Annotated in this window: 20 protein-coding genes; 5 read left to right on the forward strand and 15 right to left on the reverse strand. The window is 43.0% G+C overall.

Translation table 11 applies throughout. The features are described from left to right. The first annotated feature begins 128 nt into the window (after window positions 1-128). The 4 genes from ACO06Y_RS08065 to ACO06Y_RS08080 all read left to right on the forward strand — a co-directional run bounded on the left by ACO06Y_RS08065 (window position 129) and on the right by ACO06Y_RS08080 (window position 4,172). Window positions 129-1,067 (forward strand): mevalonate kinase family protein, encoded by a 939-nt coding sequence (locus ACO06Y_RS08065; RefSeq protein WP_422083329.1) that lies wholly within the window; start codon window positions 129-131, stop codon window positions 1,065-1,067. Window positions 1,068-1,129: 62 nt separating this feature from the next. Beyond that, window positions 1,130-2,035, forward strand: coding sequence for a geranylgeranylglycerol-phosphate geranylgeranyltransferase (locus ACO06Y_RS08070; RefSeq protein ID WP_422083330.1), 906 nt, complete (start codon window positions 1,130-1,132; stop codon window positions 2,033-2,035). After that, window positions 2,035-2,979: a carbon-nitrogen hydrolase family protein gene (locus tag ACO06Y_RS08075; protein WP_422083331.1), complete on the forward strand. Its 945-nt coding sequence runs from the start codon at window positions 2,035-2,037 to the stop codon at window positions 2,977-2,979. Before ACO06Y_RS08070 ends, ACO06Y_RS08075 begins: the two co-directional genes overlap by 1 nt. A gap of 47 nt (window positions 2,980-3,026) precedes the next feature. Continuing rightward, window positions 3,027-4,172 (forward strand): glycoside hydrolase family 113, encoded by a 1,146-nt coding sequence (locus tag ACO06Y_RS08080; protein WP_422083332.1) that lies wholly within the window; start codon window positions 3,027-3,029, stop codon window positions 4,170-4,172. Window positions 4,173-4,233: 61 nt separating this feature from the next. On the opposite strand, the gene ACO06Y_RS08085 is transcribed toward ACO06Y_RS08080, so the two are convergent. Continuing rightward, complete coding sequence (locus ACO06Y_RS08085; RefSeq protein WP_422083333.1) at window positions 4,234-7,029, reverse strand: alpha/beta hydrolase family protein; 2,796 nt, start codon at window positions 7,027-7,029, stop codon at window positions 4,234-4,236. A 144-nt stretch (window positions 7,030-7,173) separates the two neighbouring features. Between ACO06Y_RS08085 and ACO06Y_RS08090 the strand changes: the two genes are divergently transcribed. Continuing rightward, a complete protein-coding gene (locus tag ACO06Y_RS08090) occupies window positions 7,174-8,016 on the forward strand; it encodes a pseudouridine synthase (protein WP_422083334.1) in 843 nt (280 codons plus the stop codon). A gap of 175 nt (window positions 8,017-8,191) precedes the next feature. Here ACO06Y_RS08090 and ACO06Y_RS08095 read toward each other — a convergent pair whose 3' ends face one another. The 14 genes from ACO06Y_RS08095 to ACO06Y_RS08160 all read right to left on the reverse strand — a co-directional run bounded on the left by ACO06Y_RS08095 (window position 8,192) and on the right by ACO06Y_RS08160 (window position 21,951). Beyond that, entirely contained in the window at window positions 8,192-8,548 is a 357-nt protein-coding gene (locus ACO06Y_RS08095; protein ID WP_422083335.1) for an endonuclease domain-containing protein, read from the reverse strand. A gap of 52 nt (window positions 8,549-8,600) precedes the next feature. Further along, on the reverse strand, window positions 8,601-9,881 hold the full coding sequence (gene argH / locus ACO06Y_RS08100) for an argininosuccinate lyase (protein ID WP_422083336.1): 1,281 nt from the start codon (window positions 9,879-9,881) through the stop codon (window positions 8,601-8,603). 82 nt (window positions 9,882-9,963) lie between these two features. Further along, window positions 9,964-11,031, reverse strand: coding sequence for a M20 family metallo-hydrolase (locus ACO06Y_RS08105; RefSeq protein WP_422083337.1), 1,068 nt, complete (start codon window positions 11,029-11,031; stop codon window positions 9,964-9,966). 2 nt (window positions 11,032-11,033) lie between these two features. Next, a complete protein-coding gene (argB, locus tag ACO06Y_RS08110; protein WP_422083338.1) occupies window positions 11,034-11,813 on the reverse strand; it encodes an acetylglutamate kinase in 780 nt (259 codons plus the stop codon). Between the two features lie 15 nt (window positions 11,814-11,828). Next, window positions 11,829-12,578, reverse strand: a complete 750-nt coding sequence (locus tag ACO06Y_RS08115; protein ID WP_422083339.1) for an SDR family NAD(P)-dependent oxidoreductase — start codon at window positions 12,576-12,578, stop codon at window positions 11,829-11,831. 5 nt (window positions 12,579-12,583) lie between these two features. Next, on the reverse strand, window positions 12,584-13,528 hold the full coding sequence (locus tag ACO06Y_RS08120) for an N-acetylornithine carbamoyltransferase (RefSeq protein ID WP_422083340.1): 945 nt from the start codon (window positions 13,526-13,528) through the stop codon (window positions 12,584-12,586). Further along, window positions 13,525-14,289, reverse strand: a complete 765-nt coding sequence (gene proB / locus ACO06Y_RS08125; RefSeq protein WP_422083341.1) for a glutamate 5-kinase — start codon at window positions 14,287-14,289, stop codon at window positions 13,525-13,527. Before proB ends, ACO06Y_RS08120 begins: the two co-directional genes overlap by 4 nt. A gap of 15 nt (window positions 14,290-14,304) precedes the next feature. Beyond that, window positions 14,305-15,501, reverse strand: coding sequence for a glutamate-5-semialdehyde dehydrogenase (locus ACO06Y_RS08130; protein ID WP_422083342.1), 1,197 nt, complete (start codon window positions 15,499-15,501; stop codon window positions 14,305-14,307). After that, complete coding sequence (locus ACO06Y_RS08135) at window positions 15,498-16,625, reverse strand: aspartate aminotransferase family protein (RefSeq protein ID WP_422083343.1); 1,128 nt, start codon at window positions 16,623-16,625, stop codon at window positions 15,498-15,500. Before ACO06Y_RS08135 ends, ACO06Y_RS08130 begins: the two co-directional genes overlap by 4 nt. Before the next feature lie 116 nt (window positions 16,626-16,741). After that, window positions 16,742-17,542: a pyrroline-5-carboxylate reductase gene (proC, locus tag ACO06Y_RS08140; RefSeq protein ID WP_422083344.1), complete on the reverse strand. Its 801-nt coding sequence runs from the start codon at window positions 17,540-17,542 to the stop codon at window positions 16,742-16,744. A gap of 52 nt (window positions 17,543-17,594) precedes the next feature. Next, entirely contained in the window at window positions 17,595-18,569 is a 975-nt protein-coding gene (argC, locus tag ACO06Y_RS08145) for an N-acetyl-gamma-glutamyl-phosphate reductase (RefSeq protein ID WP_422083345.1), read from the reverse strand. Continuing rightward, window positions 18,562-19,752: an argininosuccinate synthase gene (gene argG, locus ACO06Y_RS08150; protein ID WP_422083346.1), complete on the reverse strand. Its 1,191-nt coding sequence runs from the start codon at window positions 19,750-19,752 to the stop codon at window positions 18,562-18,564. The genes argC and argG overlap by 8 nt, the downstream gene beginning before the upstream one ends. Beyond that, window positions 19,749-20,369, reverse strand: coding sequence for a GNAT family N-acetyltransferase (locus ACO06Y_RS08155; RefSeq protein WP_422083347.1), 621 nt, complete (start codon window positions 20,367-20,369; stop codon window positions 19,749-19,751). The genes argG and ACO06Y_RS08155 overlap by 4 nt, the downstream gene beginning before the upstream one ends. Window positions 20,370-20,574: 205 nt before the next feature. Continuing rightward, the gene (locus ACO06Y_RS08160) at window positions 20,575-21,951 is read right to left on the reverse strand and encodes a glycosyltransferase 87 family protein (protein WP_422083348.1); all 1,377 of its coding nucleotides are present in this window, start codon (window positions 21,949-21,951) and stop codon (window positions 20,575-20,577) included. Window positions 21,952-21,989: the final 38 nt, after the last annotated feature.

A 21,989-nucleotide genomic window follows, 5' to 3' on the forward strand; every position in this document is an offset into this window, starting at 1 on the left:
TGACGAAGAATAGCATAAAGACAAAGAGTCTTGATTTAAAAACCAAATATTGTTTATCTTTATGAAGCTTTGGCTGAACAAAAAGTGAAGAATTTGAAATGTCGAAGATCATTTTTTTAATTTGATAAATGAAAGGACCGCTGTTTTATTCCAAGATTCTCCTATTCGGGGAATATGGTATCATAAAGGATTCCAAAGGGCTTTCCATTCCTTATAACTTCTTCAAAGGAGCTCTAAAGACCGATGCCAATCCATCTGAGACTTCCAAAAAATCCAATCAAAACTTACGGGAGTTTACGGGCTATCTGGAAATTGTGGCCAAAAACAATTCGGATTTGGTTTCCTTTGATTTCGAAGCTTTGAAGAATGATGTAAATGCAGGAATGTATTTTGACAGTTCCATTCCCCAAGGTTATGGTGTAGGCAGTAGTGGAGCATTGGTCGCCGCTATTTACGATAAGTACGCAAACCATAAGATTACGGTATTGGAGAACTTGACCCGGGAAAAACTGTTGAAGTTGAAGGTCATATTCGGGAAAATGGAGTCTTTTTTTCATGGGAAATCGTCCGGCCTTGATCCCTTGAACAGTTACTTAAGTCTACCTATCCTCATTAATTCAAAGGATAACATAGAATCCACCAGTATTCCGTCGCAAAACAAAAAGGGCAAGGGAGCTGTTTTCCTGTTGGACAGTGGTTCTACAGGCGAGACTGCGCCCATGGTACAGTTGTTCATGGAGAAAATGAAGCAGGAAGGTTTTCGGAATATGTTGAAGGATCAGTTTATAAAACATACCGATGCCTGTGTGGAGGATTTTATTAATGGGAACGTAAAATCCCTCTTCAAAAACCTAAAGCAATTGTCCCACGTAGTCTTGGATAATTTTAAACCTATGATTCCGGCCAAATTTCATCAACTTTGGAAACAGGGAATTGAGACCAATACCTATTATCTAAAGCTTTGTGGTTCAGGTGGCGGGGGTTATATCTTGGGCTTTACCCAAGATCTGGAGAAGGCGAAAGAAGCTTTGAAAGGGTACAATTTGGAAGTGGTGTACAACTTCTAGTACTAAATTGATTCAGATTCCATACACTATTTTGACGTTGGTCTAGTGCAAAATCCCACGAAATGCTTAATAGACGAAACAAGCTCTTACTACTAAAGTTATTGAGTTTGTTCTCCGTTGTACGGGGGTACAATATTTTAATGATCGGGTTGGCCCAGTACTTGGCCTCGATTTATATTTTGTCCCCAGATCTTCCCTTACGCAAAGTGGTTTTTGATTTCAACCTTTTTGCCATAGTTCTCGCCTCGGCTTTGGTCATTGCCTCGGGATACATTATAAACAACTTCTATGATGCTGAAAAAGACCTCATTAATAAACCAAGGAAAAGTATGTTGGATCGTTTGGTAAGCCAACGATTTAAGCTGACCACTTATTTTGTACTTAATTTTTTGGCCGTGTTTGCGGCAAGCTATGTTTCATTTAGGGCCGTATTCTTCTTTTCTGCCTATATTTTTGGTATTTGGTTTTATTCCCATAAACTCAAACGATTGCCTTTTGTAGGTAACTTTGTTTCGGCCACTTTGGCCATAGCTCCGTTTTTTGCCGTATTTGTGTATTACAAGAATTTTGAAGCCAGTATTTTTGTTCATGCCATGTTTCTTTTTCTGTTGATTCTGGCCCGTGAAATGATAAAGGATTTGGAAAATATGGCCGGTGATATGGCCCAGAATTATCGTACCATTCCTATTTTATATGGAACAAGGGTTTCCAAAATTCTAATCAGTATTCTCATCCTGCTTACCGTTGTGCCCTCTATTCTACTTATCTATTTTTTTGATGTAGGATATATGTACCTCTACTTCATCGGTTCCATAGTTCTCTTGATTTTGTTTTTGGCGATGTTATGGAAGGCAAAGACCAAACTGCATTATGTGGGGCTACATAACATCTTAAAATTCATTATCATTGTTGGTGTCTTCAGTATATTGCTGATAAATGTTGACCTTGTGCTAAACCGGATTTTATAATGGACAACCTTTTAAAAGTAGCCATGGCCCAGATTGCCCCTATTTGGTTGGATAAGGCGGCTACCCTTCATAAAATTGAGCAAACCATCCTCAAGGCTGCAGAAGAGGAGGCAGAATTATTGGTATTCGGTGAAGCTTTGTTACCCGGATACCCTTTTTGGCTGGCATTGACCGATGGTGCCGCGTGGGATTCCAAGGTGAACAAGGAACTGCATGCGCACTATACAAGAAATGCCATTCAAGTGGAGGAACTGGAGACCATTTGTAAATTGGCAAAGGATAACCATTTGGCCCTATATTTGGGGGTGATAGAGCGTGCCAAAGATCGTGGCGGACATAGCCTATATTGTTCCTTGGTCTACATTGATGCCCAAGGAGAGATTAAATCCGTACACAGAAAATTGCAGCCTACCTATGACGAACGATTAACATGGGCTCCCGGTGATGGTAATGGACTGCAAGTACATCCTTTGAAGCAATTTACCGTGGGTGGACTCAATTGCTGGGAGAATTGGATGCCCCTACCTAGAACTGCACTATATGCACAGGGTGAAAATTTGCATATTGCGGTTTGGCCCGGTAGCGATCACAATACAAGGGATATCACACGGTTTATTGCAAGGGAATCCAGAAGCTTTGTTATCGGCGTCTCCTCCTTGATGCGTAGGTCGGATTTCCCTGAAAATATGCCCCATATTGAAAAAATCCTGAAAAAAGCACCCGAGGTCTTGGCCAATGGCGGTTCCTGTATTGCCGGACCGGATGGGGAATGGATCGTAGAACCCATAACGCTTCAGGAAGGGCTTATTTACCAAACCTTGGATTTTAATCGGGTATACGAGGAACGCCAGAATTTTGATCCATCAGGGCACTACTCCCGTCCTGATGTGACCAGACTTACCGTAAACAGGGAGCGGCAATCCACCGTGGAATTTGAAGATTGATGTAAGGCTTCATGGTTTTTTAAGACTATTTGGATTCAATCAAGACAATGGATAGGCAAATGTCGGTTCCCCTTCCGAATCCTGGTATACGTTTTCGTCAATTTTTAAGATTTGGCCTCCTATGGGGCAAGCTTTTTTTTGGGATACTTTTGATTTCGTGTACCCGTGATACACTTCCAAAAGAGGAACTTCCCGATTTGCCCATGGTAACGGGTGAAAAAATTAAGGGCGGATCCATATTACAGGTATGGGTCCTGTCATTTGGGGGGAACATAGGAACGGACATTGCCGAACGTACAAACGCCAATTGGGTCGCGCTCTGCCCTTTGGCGGGACTGGAAAGAAACAACGGCGGGGGGATTAGGCCGTTCAATTTTCCGGTATCCGAAGAGACTTACAAGTTGAAAACAGCTATGGAAAAGACCATCGCTAGCGGGGTCGAAAACATCATGGTCAAACCCCTCACCTCATTTTACTTGGTCAGGGGCGATCGTTTTTGGGGTGATTTCTATTTGGAGACCGAGGAAGATTGGTTGGATATGGAGCGGGCCTTTTCGGAATATATCATGGGCTTTGCTGCCCTTTCCGCGGAGTTCCCCCAATTCCGGATGCTTTCTATAGGCAATGAGCTCAGGGAGTTCGCAACACGGAGACCGCAGTTTTTTAGAGATCTTATAACCGGGATAAGGGAGGCATACCCCGACCTTATGCTTACCTATTCTGCCAATTGGGACGAATATGAACGAATCACTTTTTGGGAGGATTTGGATTATATAGGAGTGAATTCCTACTTCCCATTGGTCGAAACAAAAACACCCACCGTGGAGGAAGTAAGCAACGCTTTTGAACCGGTAAAACGACAAATCGAAGTGGTTTCCCGTCAATCTGGAAGGCCCGTACTATTCACCGAATATGGTTTCCGTAGTATTGACTACACGGTAAGACGACCTTGGGACCATGGGGACATACTCACTGGAGTGCGCGTCAACCTACAAGCTCAGGCCAATGCCTACACAGCCTTTTACAATGTTTTTTGGGATGAACCTTGGGTTGCGGGAGGTTTTTTCTGGGAATGGTTCACCGAGAGTGATTTGGACAATCCTTACTACAATTCGGATTCCAATGGGTGGTATATTAATGGGAAACCTGCAGAGCAAGTGGTCAGGGAACAGTATTCCGAAGGAGCCGATTGAAACGTTTTCTAAAACCCAAGATTGTTACTGTTGCATCCAAATGAGAATGGTTTCCTCCAGTTTAGTCCGCTTCCTCAACGGATTCATACCCCAAGTTGATACCTTTTTCCATAGGAGGAATCCCATACTCCATCCATTTGGGTTTTGGGGCTCCCTTTAAGTAATGATCAAAAAACTGGGCCATACGGATATTGAAATCCTTGCGGTTCTGCAATTTTAAAGGCCAATGGGGTTCACCGTTGTAATTCAAAAACCATGAAGGCTTCCCCAGTCGTCTTAGACTTACAAAGAATTCTATTCCCTGATACCAAGGGACATGTCCGTCGGCATCATTGTGCATGATCAAAAGCGGAGTATTAATCTTATCAACATTGAAAATAGGGGAGTTCTCGATATAACGAGAGGGATATTCCCAAGGTGTTCCCCCGATTCTACTTTGCGTATGTTCATATTGAAACTGACGGCTTAAACCGGTCCACCAACGAATTCCTCCGTAGGCACTGATCATATTGGGTACGGGTGCACCGGCTTCGGCAGCTTTAAAAATATCGGTTTTTGTAACCAGATAGGCGATTTGGTATCCGCCCCAACTATGACCTTGAACACCGATGTTATCTTTATCCACAAACCCTTTTTCTATCAATGAGGTAATACCGGGGATAACGCAGTTAAAGGCGCTCTCACCCGGATATCCGATTCGGTAGTGTACATCTGGATTAAAAATTACATACCCCCGGCTGGTATAAAAACTATAGTTAAGTGAGGATCGCTCGGCCCTCGGATAGCGGTGCCTATGCAATCCATCGGAACTTCTCTCATAGAAGTTGACCAAAAGGGGGTATTTTTTGTTGGAATCGAAGTTCTCCGGTTTAACCAACATGCCCGTAAGTTCCTTACCATCCAGGGAAGCCCAATTCACCAATTCTATGGTACCCCATCGATATTCTTTCTGCTGGGGATTGGCATTACTGAGAACGATTTCTTCTTTAAAACTAAGGTCGGATGACCGTAGATCCGGAAATTCCTGGAAGGATTGTCGGGTATAGATCAGGGCATCCTCCAGCAAGGCCTTTACAGGGATTGAATATTGGAAAGGCCCTGATATCAGTGGTTTAAGACGATTTTTTCTAAAGTCGAACTTAGCGTAGCCACCATCCTTACTCTTTTCGTTGAATGATGTTAGCAGCCATTGCTCGTCCGTTGGAATATGATGGATTTCCTTGTCCAAAGCTATATACCTAAATATCATTTTTTCTTCCCTTCCAAACGTCAATCGGATTCCTTCGCCAGTTTCAGGGTCAAATTTCCAAAGGTCATAGCGATCATATAGGATAAGGTATTCGTCATTCTCTGTCCAGCCTGCAACACCATAGGAATAAGGGTAATTGGGGTAATCGTTCAGCTCATTATAAAAAACCTTTCCTTTGGTCAAAGCCCTATAGGTTCCTTTGGGCAGGCTATAGGCAAACCAGGTACTATCAACGCGGCTATAGCCATAGGCGTACTTGGCCTTTGGGCTTAAACGCAAAGCGGGGACCTTGGTCAGTTGCAGAAGAGTTTCCCCGGTGACCGTATGGATCACACGATAATCATTTTCACGTCTCCCTGTCCATTGGCTTTCCAACTCATGGGGCAAGGTGGTGCCGGACAGAGCGTATATGGCATTGCCCTCATCGCCCAGTTCCGTTTGTATATAATGGGCATTGCCCAATTGTACCAAAGCGTTATTTTTTAGGTTTATGGCGGTTTGGTAGGACTGTACGGTATCGTTCTTTAGTTGTAGTTCTTGAACCGTATAAAGCCTAGGTTCTTTATAGGTCCAAACCTCTACATTCACGATTTCATCTTCGGTAAGGGTGGTGTCCTTCACAATGGGAGGGGTCGCCAGGCCAAAGAATAGTTTCGATTCGTCTTTGGAAAAACCGACCTTGCCATGATGGGAAACCATGTATCCGTTGGGGGCTGTGGATTTATCGACGATTTTTTCCGCAGTAGTATGCCCTTCTTGCCATAGGAATAGTTCATTGGGCCGTACTTGTATTTTTGTGGTATCGGTATCGACTACAAATCCCAAATTTTTCCCCGATTCACTGAAGTTGAGTTGGAAATATTTTCCTTTTTTTGAACTATGCACTTTACCACTTTCACCAGTTTCCAAATTCATGACAAAGACCCCCGCATCGGCTTCTTTATTTTTCCCAGTCGTAGAATAGGCAAACCACTTTCCTCTTTTTGCAAACACAAAGTGTGTCACATATTTAAGGGTATCTTCCTGTAGGGTTTTCAAATTTCGCAGAACCACATGGTATCCGTTTTTTTTGCTTGGTTTTTTGGGCTTATCCTTTTTCTTCTCTTCCTTTTCTGTAATCGAATCTTTTTTCCCCTCTTTTTTTTCCTTGATTTCCTCCAATTGATAAGCTATATACCCCGACCATTTTTCAGGTATTTTGTACGATTTAACATGGCCCATTTTCACCAAATTGCCATTCTTTAGATTTAAAATACCCAGAGAGTCCTTGGGCAGGTCTTCTTTTTTTACTTTACGGCTCTTCATGGCGGTTACACTGTCCGTCCAGGCCTTTATGGTAAATAAGGCGAATTGGGAATCATAGGTAAACCTGCCCTTCTGGGCCCGTTCGTGCTCAAAAAGCAAAGAACCCCTAGAGTCCTTAATCTTCAGAAAACTATCCTTTTCACCTTTTTCCAAGGCGTATAGCACATAATTTCCGTTGGGCGAAATCGCCTCATCCTGTATAGTGTTCCACAAGTCGAAATCAGTATGGTCCAGAACCTTTTTTTGGGCAAGGATTATGGTAGGGAGGAGGATAAAAAAAAGGGCAAATGGTCGTGTTGTCATTTGGATGGTATTGAATCCTATAAAGATAGGGGTAAAAGGGAATATAGTAAGGTAAAACTGTTGGCTATCACCATTCGACCAATTAAATAACGAAAACCCAAAATCATCCAATGGCCTTCCCTACCTTTGCAAAAAATTTAGGGTATGGGCCGGTCAGGACATAATAAAGGAAGGAAACCATCAGGAGGGCAGAGGAGTAGTTATGGAAAGCGAAGTAACTATAGGGGGAACGCCACTATTCAAAAACCAGGGCCGCGTAAACAGTCCCCAGACCCTGATTTGATTCGGTTAAACAAGTATGTGGCCAACTCTGGGGTGTGTACCCGAAGGGAGGCCGATGTTTACATTGCGGCCGGTAATGTGACCGTAAACGGAAAACCCATCACGGAAATGGGCCACAAAGTACGATTAAGCGATGAGGTACGTTTTGATGGCCGGTTGCTCAACCCGGTCAAAAAAGAGTATGTTGTATTGAACAAGCCGAAGGATTTTACGGTCACTGCCCGAAACGAAAAAGGAAAGCGGACGGTATTGGGCCTTATCTCCAACGCCTCAAAATCAGAACTTTTGCCTGTAGGGAAATTGCAGAAAGAAACTACCGGACTATTATTGTTTACCAATGACACCGATCTGACCTTGCGTTTGAATAGTCCTAAAAATGGGCTCCGCAAAATCTATCATGTTGAATTGAACAAGACTCTTAGAAGCAGTGACTTAAAAAAAATACAGGATGGCTTGACCATAGATGAAAAAATGGTTAAGGTACATGATATCAGTTTTGTTGAGAACGCTCCTAAAAATCAAATAGGCATCGAAATTTATAGTACTCGGAACAATATCGTACACCGGATTTTTGAAGAACTGGGTTATGAGATTGTAAAACTGGATAGAGTAATCTATGGCCCGTTGACCAAAAAGGACTTACCTCGGGGGCACTGGCGGTATTTAACGGAGCAGGAGGTAATTAATTTGGGGATGATTAAATAAGCTCTGCATATTAATCATGATAATTTCTTGATTCGGTTTACCGTTCCTTGCCTTCTTCAAGGGAAGGTGGATTCCAAATCACGGATTTGGAAGACGGAAGGGATGGTTTTTCCACCCTTTCCGTCAGCGCTTTACGCCGACACCTTTCCCTGACCAGGGAAAGGAGCTTCTACCCTTATTTTTTGAAATTATCCTGTATTTCTTGGAGTACTGAAGTTAAATGATCAAAAACCATTTTATTTTCAAACCGGATGACCTTGTAATTTAGGTTTTCCAGATATTTTGTTCTTCGTTCGTCTTTTTCCACTGCGATGGGATTATTATGCACTTCTCCATCAAGTTCTACAATGAGCCTTTCCGGGGCACAATAAAAATCCACGATATAATTACCAATGCCATGTTGACGTCTAAACTTACGGCCGGCCAATTTTTTATGTTGCAAATATTTCCAAAGAAAAGCTTCGGCAGGGACCAGATTTTGCCTCAGTTCCTTGCGACAATTCCTTAGCTCTGGTTTATTATGCTTCTTCAAATTCCGAATTTTAAGGCTCTTTCCGCGACATAGGAAAAAAGCTCTTTTTGGGTTAAAGGATTTTCTCCATCTTCGCCCTAATCTCCTCCAAACACAAATTCCCTAGACTACCTTCATGGGTATGTGAAATATCCCGTTTAGGTTTGAAGTTTCCCGATTCAATTTCCTGCCCCATCTTTTTATAGGCATCTCGAAAAGGCATTCCATCCTGTACCAATTCGTTCAGGGTATCCACGCTAAAGAGGTAATCATATTTGGGATTTTCCAGAATATTGGTATTGACCTTGATTTCCTTTAAGCTAAATGTCAGGATCTCAAGACAGGCCTTTAGATCTTGCAGGGCCGGAACAATAATTTCCTTGACCAATTGCAGATCCCGATGGTACCCGCTGGGCAAATTATTGATGACCAAAGTGAGCTGATTGGGTATCGCTTGAATTTTATTGCATTTGGCCCGAACCAGTTCAAAAACATCCGGATTTTTCTTGTGGGGCATAATACTGCTTCCGGTAGTCAATTCATTGGGAAAAGAAATGAAGTCAAAATTTTGGCTCATGTATAGGCAAATGTCCATGGCCAGTTTTGACAGGGTAGTGGCAATACTTGCCATACCAAAAGATGTCCCTTTTTCTACTTTTCCCCGACCCATTTGGGCGGCCACTACATTGTATTTTAAGGTTTTGAAATCCATCTCCCGAGTAGTGAAGTTTCGATCTATGGGGAACGAACTGCCATAGCCCGCGGCACTGCCCAACGGGTTCTGGTCGGCTGTTTTATAGGCAGCTTCAATAAAATACAGATCATCGATCAACGTTTCCGCATAGGCCGAAAACCAAAGCCCAAAGGAAGACGGCATCGCAATCTGTAAATGGGTATAGCCGGGCAACAAAACCTCCTTGTGTTTTTCGGCCAAATCCAGCAAAAGGTCGAATAATGCCTTGGTCTGACTTTTAATCGTAGTAAGCTCATCCTTCAGATAGAGATGCATAGCGACCAAAACCTGATCGTTTCGCGATCGTGCCGTATGTATTTTTTTTCCGGTATCCCCAAGTTTTTCGGTAAGTAAAAACTCAATCTTGGAATGCATGTCCTCAAAGGAATCCTCGATGGTAAAGGAACCCTCTCCAATGGTTTTTGCAATGGTATCCAGTTCAGTGACCAATGCTTCCGTTTCAGTGTCGGTCAACAACCCTATTTTGCCCAACATCTTGGCATGGGCCTTGGAGGCGATGACATCGTATTTGGCCAGTACCAGATCCAATTCCCGATCATTACCTACGGTAAATTGATCTATTTTCTTGTCGGTACTAAAGCCTTTGTCCCAGAGTTTCATATTTAAAGTATCAAATTCAAGTTCAAATGTCAAGTTCAAATAAAGTATTCACGGATTTTGTCTTTAATGCCTGCATTTGAGATTAGTTTTTTAAAAACCCATTTAAAATTTTGATATACAGATCAATTCCCTCCTCAATTTCCCTTACATAAATATATTCATCCGCCGAATGGGAACGTGTACTGTCGCCTGGGCCCAATTTCATGGATTGGCAGGTCAATGCCGCTTGATCGGACAAGGTCGGCGAACCATAGGTCTTCCTACCCAAGGCAATTCCCGACCGTACCAAGGGATGGTTCCCGTCTATTGCCGAGGAATTTAACCGTAACGATCGTGGCTTGAGTTCACAGGGAGCTTCTTTCATTAAGATATCCGTGATCTCCTGATTGGTATAGGCATCGTTGACCCGGACATCGATGACCAGATCCACATGGCCCGGAACCACATTATGCTGGTTTCCGGCATTGATCTGGGTTACCGTCATTTTTGTTTCGCCCAGAACGTCGGACACCTTTTTGAACCTATAGTTTTTAAACCATTCCAGCACCGGGATGGAATTGTAAATTGAATTGTTGTCATTTGGATGGGCGGCATGCGACGGGGTTCCTTGGATGGATGCATCAAAAACTACCAGACCTTTTTCGGCAATGGCCAGATTCATTAGGGTGGGTTCCCCAACAATGGCTACATCAATTTTGGGAAGATTGGGAAGTAATCCCCGTAAACTGTTTTGTCCCGCATTTTCTTCCTCCGCCGAGGCGACCATCAAAAGATTATGGGATAGTCCTTCCACCGCATAAAAGTTCGCAAAAGTCGCTAAGAGCGATACCAATGCCCCTCCCGCATCATTGCTGCCCAGCCCATACAGTTTTTCATTTTCTACATGTGCATGGAACGGATCCCTGGTATATGCGGAATTTGGTTTTACGGTATCATGATGGGAATTTAATAGTAGGGTAGGCTTTGAGTCGTCCCAGTATTTATTCTTGGCATAGAGGTTATTGTTTTCGCGTTCAAAAGAAATATCATAGAAAGCAAACCAGGCCTCCAAAGCGGAAGCCGTGCCCTCCTCTTCTCCTGAAAAAGATGGAATGGAGATTAATTCCATTAATAGGGCTATTGCTTTTTCGGTAAGTTTTGCTCTTTCCATTTTTAGAGGGTTAAAGTAGTGTAAAGATCGGGTTCCGAATGGATCATTGAAATATCACCAATACAGACTTTATGAACATTCTTTTGAAGTGCGTGAAAACAATTCTCCAGTTTCGGCAACATACCCTCGGAAATAACACCATTTTCCCGTAACTCCTTATAGGTTTTGGAATCGATGTTCTTGATAACCGAATTGTCATCAGTTATATCCGACAGTACCCCCTTCTTTTCAAAACAATAGTAGAGGGTAGTCTCATAGCTATGGCCCATACCTATAGCAATTTCTGAGGCAATGGTGTCGGCATTGGTGTTTAGCAGTTGTCCCTCACCATTATGGGTGAGCGCGCAGAAAACGGGAACAAATCCTGAGTGTAACAAATCTGAGATCGATGTAGCATTTACGCTGTCAACATCCCCCGCAAAACCATAATCGATTTCCTTTACGGGTCTTTTATGCGCCCGGACAGTATCGGCGTCCGCACCACTCAATCCAATGGCATTGCAGGCCAGTGCCTGAAGCTGTGCCACAATAGTTTTATTGGCAAGACCCCCATATACCATGGTAACGACCTCCAGACTTTCCGCATCCGTGATTCTCCTGCCTCCTTCCATTTTTGGGGTTATCCCCATTTTTTTCAAGACCTGGGTCGCTTTCTTGCCCCCTCCATGAACCAAGATTTTAAGGCCTTCCATTTTGGCGAATACGTTTAGAAAACTCGAAAGTTCTTCCTTGTTTTCTATGACATTTCCCCCAATTTTCACGACCGCCAGTTTGGATTTCATATGCTCCGATTCAAGTTACGCGTTTAAAATTCCCCCGTCAATGGTCATGGCGCTACCTGTAATCCAGGAAGAATCCTCGGAAACCAGGAAAAGGGCCAATTTTGAAATATCCTCCGGCGTACCCAATCGATTCAAAAGGGTGGTCTTTCCGGCATTTTCCACCGCGGTTTCAGGGTCTTCAAAAGCCTTGGCTGAATTCCATAACAACGGGGTATCTACTGGTCCGGGACAAATGGCATTAACCCTAATTTTAGGCCCATATTCAACGGCCATTTGTTTCATTAAGGCCAAGGACGCGGCTTTTGAGGCACAATAGGCCGGATGGTTGGGAAAACTTTTGAAGGCCGCAATAGAGGAATTGATTAAAATATTGCCTTCCCCTTCCAGCAAATGGGGAATGGCGTATTTGGACAGGTAAAAAATTGCGCTAAGATTGGTGTCCAATGTTTTTTGCCATTCTGCCAAATCCAGTTGTACCACATTGCCCAAGCCCAGAATTCCCGCATTGATGGAAAGCACATCCAACTTTCCAAAATTTTCAATAGCGGCCTGAACCAATTTTTCATTATAGGGAGCCTCACTTACGTCACCGGGGATAAAAATAGCTTCCTTGAGGGCTGTAGCCAATGCATTTCCCCTTTCCGTATTCCGCCCCGAAAGAACAAGTTTTGCCCCTTCTTCTGAAAAGACCTCCGCAATGGATTTCCCCATTCCGCTGGTGGCCCCGGTAACGATACAAACTTTATCCTTTAGTTTTTGTGACATATTGTTTATTCCTTAATTTCTTCCAGAATCTTTTTCAAAACAATTTGCGCGGAATAAGTTCTGTTATCGGCCTGTTCTACTACCAAGGATTGGTCACTGTCCAGGACCGCATCTTCCACTACCACATTCCTACGCACGGGAAGGCAATGCATAAATTTTGCCCTACCTAGTCTCTCCTGGGTAATCATCCAATCCGGATCTTGATGTAAAACCTGTCCATATTTGGAATAACTGCTCCAATTCTTTACATATACAAAATCCGCATCTTCCAAAGCTTTGTTTTGATCGTATTCTATTTGGACGCCCTCAGTAATTGCCGGATTTAATTCATAACCTTTGGGATGCGTTATGATAAATTCCGCTTGTTGTTGTCGCATCATTTCTACAAAGGAATTGGCCACTGCATGGGGTAGGGCCTTGGGATGTGGCGCCCAGGATAGTACCACCTTGGGTTTAGCTTTCTCATTGTGTTCGGCCAAGGTAATGGCATCTGCCAGAGCCTGTAAAGGGTGCCCTGTGGAACTTTCCATATTTAGTATAGGAACGGAGGCATAGGTCGCAAACCCGTTCAAAACCAATTCCGCCTCATCCTTATCCTTGTCCTTCAGACCTGCGAAAGCCCTAATGGCAATAACATCACAGTATTGGGATACGACTTGGGCCGCTTCCTTGATGTGTTCGGAAGTGCCTTGATCCATAATCGTACCATCCTGGTATTCCAGTGCCCACCCTTCCTTGCCAAAATTCATGACCATTACATCCATCCCTAAATTCGAAGCCGCTTTTTGTGTGCTCAGCCGTGTCCTAAGACTATTATTGAAAAACAACAGTCCAATGGTCTTGTTTTTACCCAAATCCTTTGATCCTAACGGATTTTTTTTCAAAGCCCTTGCTTCGGACACTAAATCGGAAAGGGAATCGATTTTGGTTATGGAAAGGAAATGCTTCATTGTTTAATTTTGGTAAAGTTTCCGATTCCTTTAAGGGAATCCGTTATAAAATTGTCCTTTAATCCGTTTACGATCCAAGTCTCGATACCCGAATTCTGCGCAATAGTGGCCGCTTCTATTTTTGAATGCATCCCCCCGGTACCGTGTGTTGATTTTAATGTGCTGATTTCCTGTTTTAAAGTACCGATCCCGGATACGGAAGATATAGTCTCCGGCATATCATTTTCCAAGGAGATTTTGGTATAGATGCCATCGGTATTGGTAGCGATAATAAGCAGGTCTACCTGAAGCAATGCCGCTGTTAAGGCAGCCAATTTATCATTATCGCCAAATTGGATTTCATCTGCGGCTACGGTATCATTTTCATTGATTATAGGAATAAAGTTATTGGAGACCAACACGTTTATGGTGTTTTTGATATTGGCCTTGGCATCCGGGTTTTCAAAGTCCGAATACGATAACAGACATTGGGAAGTGAATAATCCCAACTCCCTAAAATTTTCCTGAAAGATTCGCATCAGGTGGGGTTGCCCTATCGCCGCCAAAGCCTGTTTTACATTGATTTCCGCTCCATTGTGCTCCAATTTCACAAATTGTTTGGCCGCAGCAATAGCCCCCGAACTCACGATGATAAATTCATAATCGCCCTGTAAGGATGCTATTTGCCTCCCGATGTCCTCAACCTTTCCGCGGGAAATCTGATTGGTTTCCTTGGTCAAGGTATTGGTTCCTATTTTTAATAGGATTCGCTTTTTGCCCATAGTCTTCTTTTTACACTATCGTATTTGTCCGTTGCCTCGTACGTACCATTTGTTGGACACAAGGTGCTGTAAGCCGATCGGGCCTCTTTGATGTAATTTGTCCGTGCTAATGGCGAGCTCGCCTCCCAATCCAAACTGTCCCCCATCCGTAAAACGGGTAGAAGCATTGTGATAGACCGCCGCGGAATCCACACTGTTCATAAAGATTTCGGCCGCTTCATCATTTTGGGTGATAATGGAAGCGGAATGTCGACCGCTATAACGATTTATCTTAATGATTCCTTCTTCAAGATGCTGTACTTCCCCCAAGACTATTTTGTAGTCAAGAAACTCCTCATGCCAGATAGATTCGTTCTCAATTTTGGAAACCCCTTCAAATTGGGCAAGTTGATTATCACCCAGGATTTCCACATCACTTTTCCTTAAGGCAGCGAGCAATCGCTTTGTAAATGCTTCCTTGTTGGGAAGTTCGGCGTTGATCAGAACTTTGTCCAAGGCATTGCATGCGGATATTTTTGTGGTCTTGGCATTGATAATAATGTCCATAGCCATATCCAGATCTGCATCTTTGTGTATGTATACAAAATTATTGCCCCTACCACTTACGATTACTGGACAGGTGGCATGTTGTTTTACGAATGCGATTAATCTTTCACCTCCCCGGGGAACGATCAAATCCACGTTTTGGGTGGGATTTTCCAAAAAGGCCTGCGTCTGGGTTCGGTTAAACTGCAAATATTCTACCCAATTGGTGTCGGCACCGTTTTGTTTTAGTGCTTTGTGCCATAAATCTACCAATACCAAGTTACTGTTCAGGGATTCCTTACCTCCCTTTAATAAAATCCGATTTCCGGATTTAAAGGCAATTCCCGCTGCTTCGATAGTGACATCGGGACGAGACTCATAAATAATAAGAACAGTCCCAAAAGGTGCCGTTTTATTGCTCACCTCCATCCCGTTTTCATGAGTAAAACGGTACCGCTCAATACCTAGAGGGTCGTCGGATTCCTCCAGTTGCTTTAAGGATAACAGCATTTCCCCTATTTTGGCATCATTTACCTTTAACCGATCGCGCATGGCGATATCCCCATCGGCAAAACTGGTCATATCCTTTGCATTGGCCGTAAGGAGGGTTTCACTTTCTTGCTTTAGTAAATCGGCCATAGTCGCCAAAACGGCGTTTCGTTTTTCAATATCCAAAATTAAACTCATACCAATTCTGCTTTTAAGGCTTCGAAGAAAACATCCAAATGTTCTCGGGTTATGTTAAGGGCGGGCAGGAACCGAAGCACATGTTTATCCTTTGCCCCTCCCGTAAACATATGTTGATTAAAGATTAATCGCTTTCTAAGGTCGGCCACTTCAAAATCAAATTCGAGGCCCAACATAAGTCCTTGGCCCTTTACCCGTTTTACCTGGGGTATGGTCTTGGCTTTTTCAGTAAAATACTTCCCCATAGCGGTCGCATTTTCCAACAAATCCTTATTTTCCAAAACCTCTAGGACGGCCAAGGTTGCCACACAGGCCAAGTGGTTGCCTCCAAAGGTGGTACCCAGCATTCCGTAGGATGCCTTTATGCTTTCATGGATCAATACACCGGCTACCGGAAACCCGTTGCCCATGCCTTTGGCTATACTTATGATATCAGGTTGAATACCATGATGTTGAAATGCGAAGAATTTTCCACTCCGTCCAAAACCGGATTGCACTTCATCGGCAATTAACAGTACCCCATGTTCCTTACAAAGCTGTGCCATAGTCTGATAAAACCGGGTCGAAGGTTCATCCAATCCCCCGACCCCTTGGATGGCCTCAAGGATTACGGCACATACATCGCCTTTTTCGATTTCCTTTTTAAAAGCCTCTATATCCTCGAAAGATAAAAAAGTTACTTTCTGTTGTTGATTTATCGGGGCATTGATTTTGGGATTGTCCGTGGCCGCTACCGCTGCGGAAGTCCGGCCATGAAAGCTATTGGCAAAGGCGATGACCCTGGATTTTCCAGTTTGAAAGGAGGCCATTTTCAATGCATTTTCATTGGCCTCGGCACCCGAGTTGCACATGAACAGATTATAATCCGGGCAGCCTGAAAGCTGTCCTAGTTTTTTGGCCAATTCCTCCTGTAAGGGATTTTTGATAGAGTTGCTATAAAACCCGATTTGATCCAACTGGTCTTTAAGCCGCTTTGTATAATGCGGATGCGAATGCCCAATGGAAATGACGGCATGCCCTCCATAAAAATCCAAATACTCCTGACCTTTGTCATCCGTTACCACAATTCCCTTGGCAGAAACGGGGGTGACATTATACAACGGATATACGTCGAATAATTTCATAGTATAAAGTTCAAATTCAAACTCAAATTTAGAATCATAATAACCTGATTAAGAATGCCTTTGTCTTTGAGTTTGCTATTTGTGTTTTTTAGTTTACGTGTTTCAGGCTTTGTACTTTAAAGTTGCCCTTCCTTAATCCTGCTTATTTTTTCATAAGAGGCCACAATGCCTTGTATCAAAGAGGAACTCAATCCTTGATGCTCCATTTCATTGAGGCCTTGTATGGTACATCCCTTGGGAGTGGTTACCTTGTCTATCTCCGCTTCCGGATGACTCCCGGACGCAATTAATAAACTTGAGGCCCCATTACAGGTATGCATGGCTAGCTCCTGTGCTTCCTTAGCATCAAAACCCAATTGGATGGCCCCTTGGGTCGTTGCCCTGATCAAACGCATCCAAAAAGCGATGCCACTGGCACAGATTACCGTTGCGGCCTGCATCTGTTTTTCAGGAATCTCCATGGTATGCCCCATTCGGTTAAAAATGGCCTTGGCCAAATCGATCCGTTTTTGTCCCATGTCATTACTACAGACACAAGTCATGGATTGGCCCACGGAAATAGCCGTATTGGGCATGCTACGAATGATATATTTATCTTCCCCGATAATGCCCTCCATTTGGGCAATACTAAAACCTGTTATTGTGGATATGACCACATGATTTTCGGTCAAAAGATCTTTAATATCCTTTAAAATTCTCTCCAATTGGCTCGGCTGTACCGCCAAGATCAGCACATCCGAATTTTTAACGGCCTCACGATTATCGGTCGTTATGGTTACGTTCCCATACTTTTCATAATCCTTGATTTCCGCAGTATTCCGTTTGGTAAGATACATGGTGGTGGCACCGTTGGTGTTTAGTACACCCTTGGCGATGGACAGTCCCAAATTTCCAGCTCCTATTATGGCTATTTTCATGCTTTTGAAATTTATTCGTTTAGTATTGGTTTATGCTCATCGAGAATTGGAATTAAAATACACCGGCTTTTAACTGCAACCCCAAATCTTCCTGAAAACCGAACATCAAATTCATGTTCTGAACGGCCTGACCCGATGCTCCCTTCAACAGGTTATCGATGGCCGAGGTAATCAAAAGGGTATTTTTATGTTTATGCAAATGGATATGACATTGATTGGTATTCACCACTTGTTTTAAATGGATAGGATTGGACGCTACATGGGTAAATACAGCATCTGCATAAAAATTCTGATAAAGTGCAATAGCTTCGTCCTCACTGCCTTCAAATGGGGTATAGGCGGTGGCCAAAATGCCCCTCGTAAAATTTCCTCTGTTCGGCAAAAAAAACAATTCACCTATACTGTTTCCAAAAGAATGTAGGCTTTCATTAATTTCTCCCAGGTGCTGATGGGTAAAAGGCCTATACCAACTGATATTATTGTTGCGCCAACTGAAGTGTGAGGTGGCGGAAGGACTTACACCGGCTCCTGTACTTCCCGTCATGGCATTGATATGGACATCGTTTTGCAATAGATTGGATTGTGCCAAGGGTAAAAGAGCCAATTGAATGGCCGTGGCAAAACATCCGGGATTGGCAATGTGTTTGGCTTTTTGTATTTCCACTTTTTTTAATTCCGGAAGGCCATAGACAAATTTCTTTCCGTTCAAAATGGCATCGGCCTGTAATCTAAAATCATTACTCAAATCTATGATTCTTGTATCCCCGGAAAATTGATGTTCCTTAAGGAATTGGGTGGAGTTGCCATGACCCAGGCATAGGAAAACCACATCGATACTTAGATTTACCGTACCGGTGAATTCCAAGGAAGTCAAGCCCAATAGGTCGGGATGTGCCGTTGAGACTCGCTTACCTGCCCTTGTGGTGCTGAATACAAAGTCGATTTCAACCTCAGAATGGTTCAATAAAATTCGAATAAGCTCTCCACCGGTATAGCCGGATCCTCCAATAATACCTGCCTTAATCATAGTCCTTGTTTACGTGGTTCGCTATCTTCCCGGAATTGGAAAGAATTTTGATAAAGCCTTTGGCGTCATTCGCCGTCCAGCCCTTGTTCATCTCCCCGTAACTGCCAAAGGAAGCATTCATCAGATCGTGTTCAGAGGAAATCCCGTTCAATCTAAACTGGAAAGGATAGAGTGAAATGAATACATCGCCCGAAACGTTCTTTTGGGTATCGGTCAGGAAGGCCTCTATGTTTCGCATTACCTCGTCCAGATAGTTGCCTTCGTGCAATAGCATCCCGTAAAAATTGCCCAGCTGTTCTTTTTGGAATTGCTGCCACTTGCTTAAGGTGTGCTTTTCCAATAGATGATGGGCCTTGATGATAATGAGCGATGCAGGTGCCTCGAACCCTACCCGACCCTTGATGCCAATAATGGTATCGCCGACATGGATATCCCTTCCAATGGCATATTTTGATGCCATATCTTCCAGCTTTATGATATTGTTTACGGAAGTATCTGATTGACCATCAATCGCGACCAATTCTCCTCTTTCAAAAGTCAGTTTTACATCTACTGGCGTTTTTTCCCGTAATTGACTCGGATAGGCAGAATCGGGTAGGGGCTTATTGGAGGTCAGGGTTTCGTCACCTCCTACAGAAGTACCCCAGAGCCCCTTATTAATGGAATATTTGGCCTTTTCCCAAGGATAATCCACCCCGTTTTGTTTCAGGTAATCAATTTCCGTTTCACGGGCCAATTTGTTATCCCGAATTGGGGTAATGATTTCAATATCGGGTGCCATGATCTGAAAGATCATATCAAACCGTACCTGATCATTACCCGCACCCGTACTGCCATGTGCGATGTATTGCGCACCAATTTTTTTGGCATGCCTTACGATTTCTAGGGCCTGTACGATCCGTTCCGCACTAACGGATAAAGGATAAGTGTTGTTCTTCAACACATTCCCAAAAATGAGATACTTCACTACTTTTTCGTAAAAGGTCTGTACGGCATCTATGGAAGTATAGGAAGTAGCACCAAGTTCCAAGGCCTTTTCCTCAATGCTTTTTATTTCTTCCAGGGAAAACCCGCCGGTATTCACGCTAACGGCATGTACCTCAAAACCTTTTTCTTTGGAAAGGTATTTGGCACAGTAGGAAGTGTCCAATCCGCCGCTATAGGCTAAAACTAATTTCTTCATTTTTGCTTCTTTTTAAGGAACAATTGCTCCTTTATACTTTTTAATCTTTTAAAGGCCTTGCTGTTCACCTTTTCTTTTTTCGAGTTTTTTTGGTCGGCCGAGGCATCGTATAACATCCCGGTGCACAAACACATTTTTTGTTCGGTACGGGTAAGGATATCAAAATTCTTACAGGTTTGGCAACCTTTCCAGAAATCCGGATCATTGGTAAGTTCAGAGAACGTAACCGGCTTATAACCTAGCTCGTAATTCATTTTCATTACGGCCAAGCCTGTAGTAATGCCAAATATTTTGGCCTCGGGAAACTTCTTTCTCGAAAGCTCAAAAATCTCTTTTTTGATTTTCTTGGCAAGCCCTTGGTTCCGATAATCAGGGTGAACGATAAGTCCTGAATTGGCCACAAAATCCTTATCGCCCCATACCTCAATATAACAGAAGCCTGCAAACTTTTCCCCATCCAATGCGATTACGGCATTCCCGTTTTCCAGACGTTTTATGATATACTCTGGGGTTCTTTTGGCAATGCCCGTACCACGCACTTGGGCAGATTCCGAGATGGTATCGCTTATAATTTGGGCATATTTAAAATGTGATGCGTTGGCAATAACAATTTCCATTGCTATTTGATTAAAACATAAAAATTAGAAAGATGGTTATTGGATTTTGCGGAAATGGACTCACCTATTTCCATAGTCTATTCGCACCCTTACGGGCGACGGCGTGGAAAGAACGGACGTGCTTGAGCGGGAATGCCCTTAGTGTTTACTATGTATAAATGTTCGTTCATAAGAGAACCAAATGTACAAATAATATTGAAACCGCCTAATTCACGGATGAATTTTTGTGGAAAATCTGTTTTACCCCTTTAAGCTTGAATATTTCGTAAACCAAAAATCCATATACCGCAAAATATTCAATGGCGAGCAACCACAAGTTTTCCTTGAATTGGGTCTTGGAATAGGCAAAATAACTTAATATAACCATGGCGGACCATACTAGGGCAAAGCGATATTCGGTAAAAATGACCAGGAAGACCAAAAAAACCAAATACCAAGGATGTACTGTTGTGGAAAGCAGATAATAGCACCCCAAAATCCATAGCATACTGGTAATGAGAACCTGTGGTTTTTGGTTGTTGGCCAAGAAGGTAAATAGAAGGGCTATGACAATTATGGCCAAAGGTGTAATTTTTCCATAAACCTTTACCAATTCCCAAGCTTTGGCATCAAAAAAGTTTACGGCCACCAACTTTATCCCATTATAAAGGCCGGCATTGAATTCGAAATTGGAGAACCAAAGGCCAACGGAATCAGAATAGTGCGCAAAGAATTCCGAAGTATAAAACGGGCCAAGTAAAATGAGGGTAGTCAATGTAATCAATCCATAAAATGAAATACTCTTTTTAAACCCTAAATGTGTTAGGAATAAGGGTAGGAACAGCAAGGGCACCAATTTTACCGAGATAGACAGGGCATAGGGAATAGCGGCCCACAACCATTTCCCGATTAAAAGCAAATACAGGGCCCAAACAAAAAAGAAGAGCATCACGCCCTCAAAGTGTAGATTTCCAGTGAGTTCGATGATAACAAGGGGATTTAGAAAATACCAAAATATAAGATGCGGAGAACGGTTTAGATTTTTGAGTAGTTTTCGTCCGAAATAAAAAATACCAATATCCGATAAAATAATAACGGCCCTCATAACCATAACCGAACCCAAGATGCTCTTACCTCCCAAAAGAGCAGCCAAGGCAAAAACAAGCTGATTCAAGGGAGGGTAGTTGCTAAAGTGGCGTGCGCTTAGTCCGCCCATTCCTTGATGCAGTTCCTCTGCGTTGGCAATAACCAGATCTTTTTGCCCTATAAGTGTGTCAGGAACTTCCAAATACGGATTGAGCATATGGCTCACCAATTCCCCGTCCCATATAAACCGGTAAAAATCCTGGGACAAATTGGGCTCGGCCCAGAGGAAGATCAAACGAAACAATATGCCGATCACGAGAAGAAACTTAAAATTCCATTTCTCGAATTGAATAAGTTTAAAGGACAGGAAAAATAGTGCCGCAAAAAGTATAAGAAGCTTTGTGAAGTCCGAACGCACCAGATGGTATGCGAACGTATAGTAAAAAACCAAACTTAACAGTGCCAGTATAATCGGGACTTTATGTAGTTTCCAATAGGTAACAATTGGGTAGGGCATTTTTGGTCGGGTTTACTACCTGACTAATTTAGGGGTTT

This window comes from Ulvibacterium sp., assembly GCF_965228935.1.
Lineage (GTDB): Bacteria > Bacteroidota > Bacteroidia > Flavobacteriales > Flavobacteriaceae > Ulvibacterium.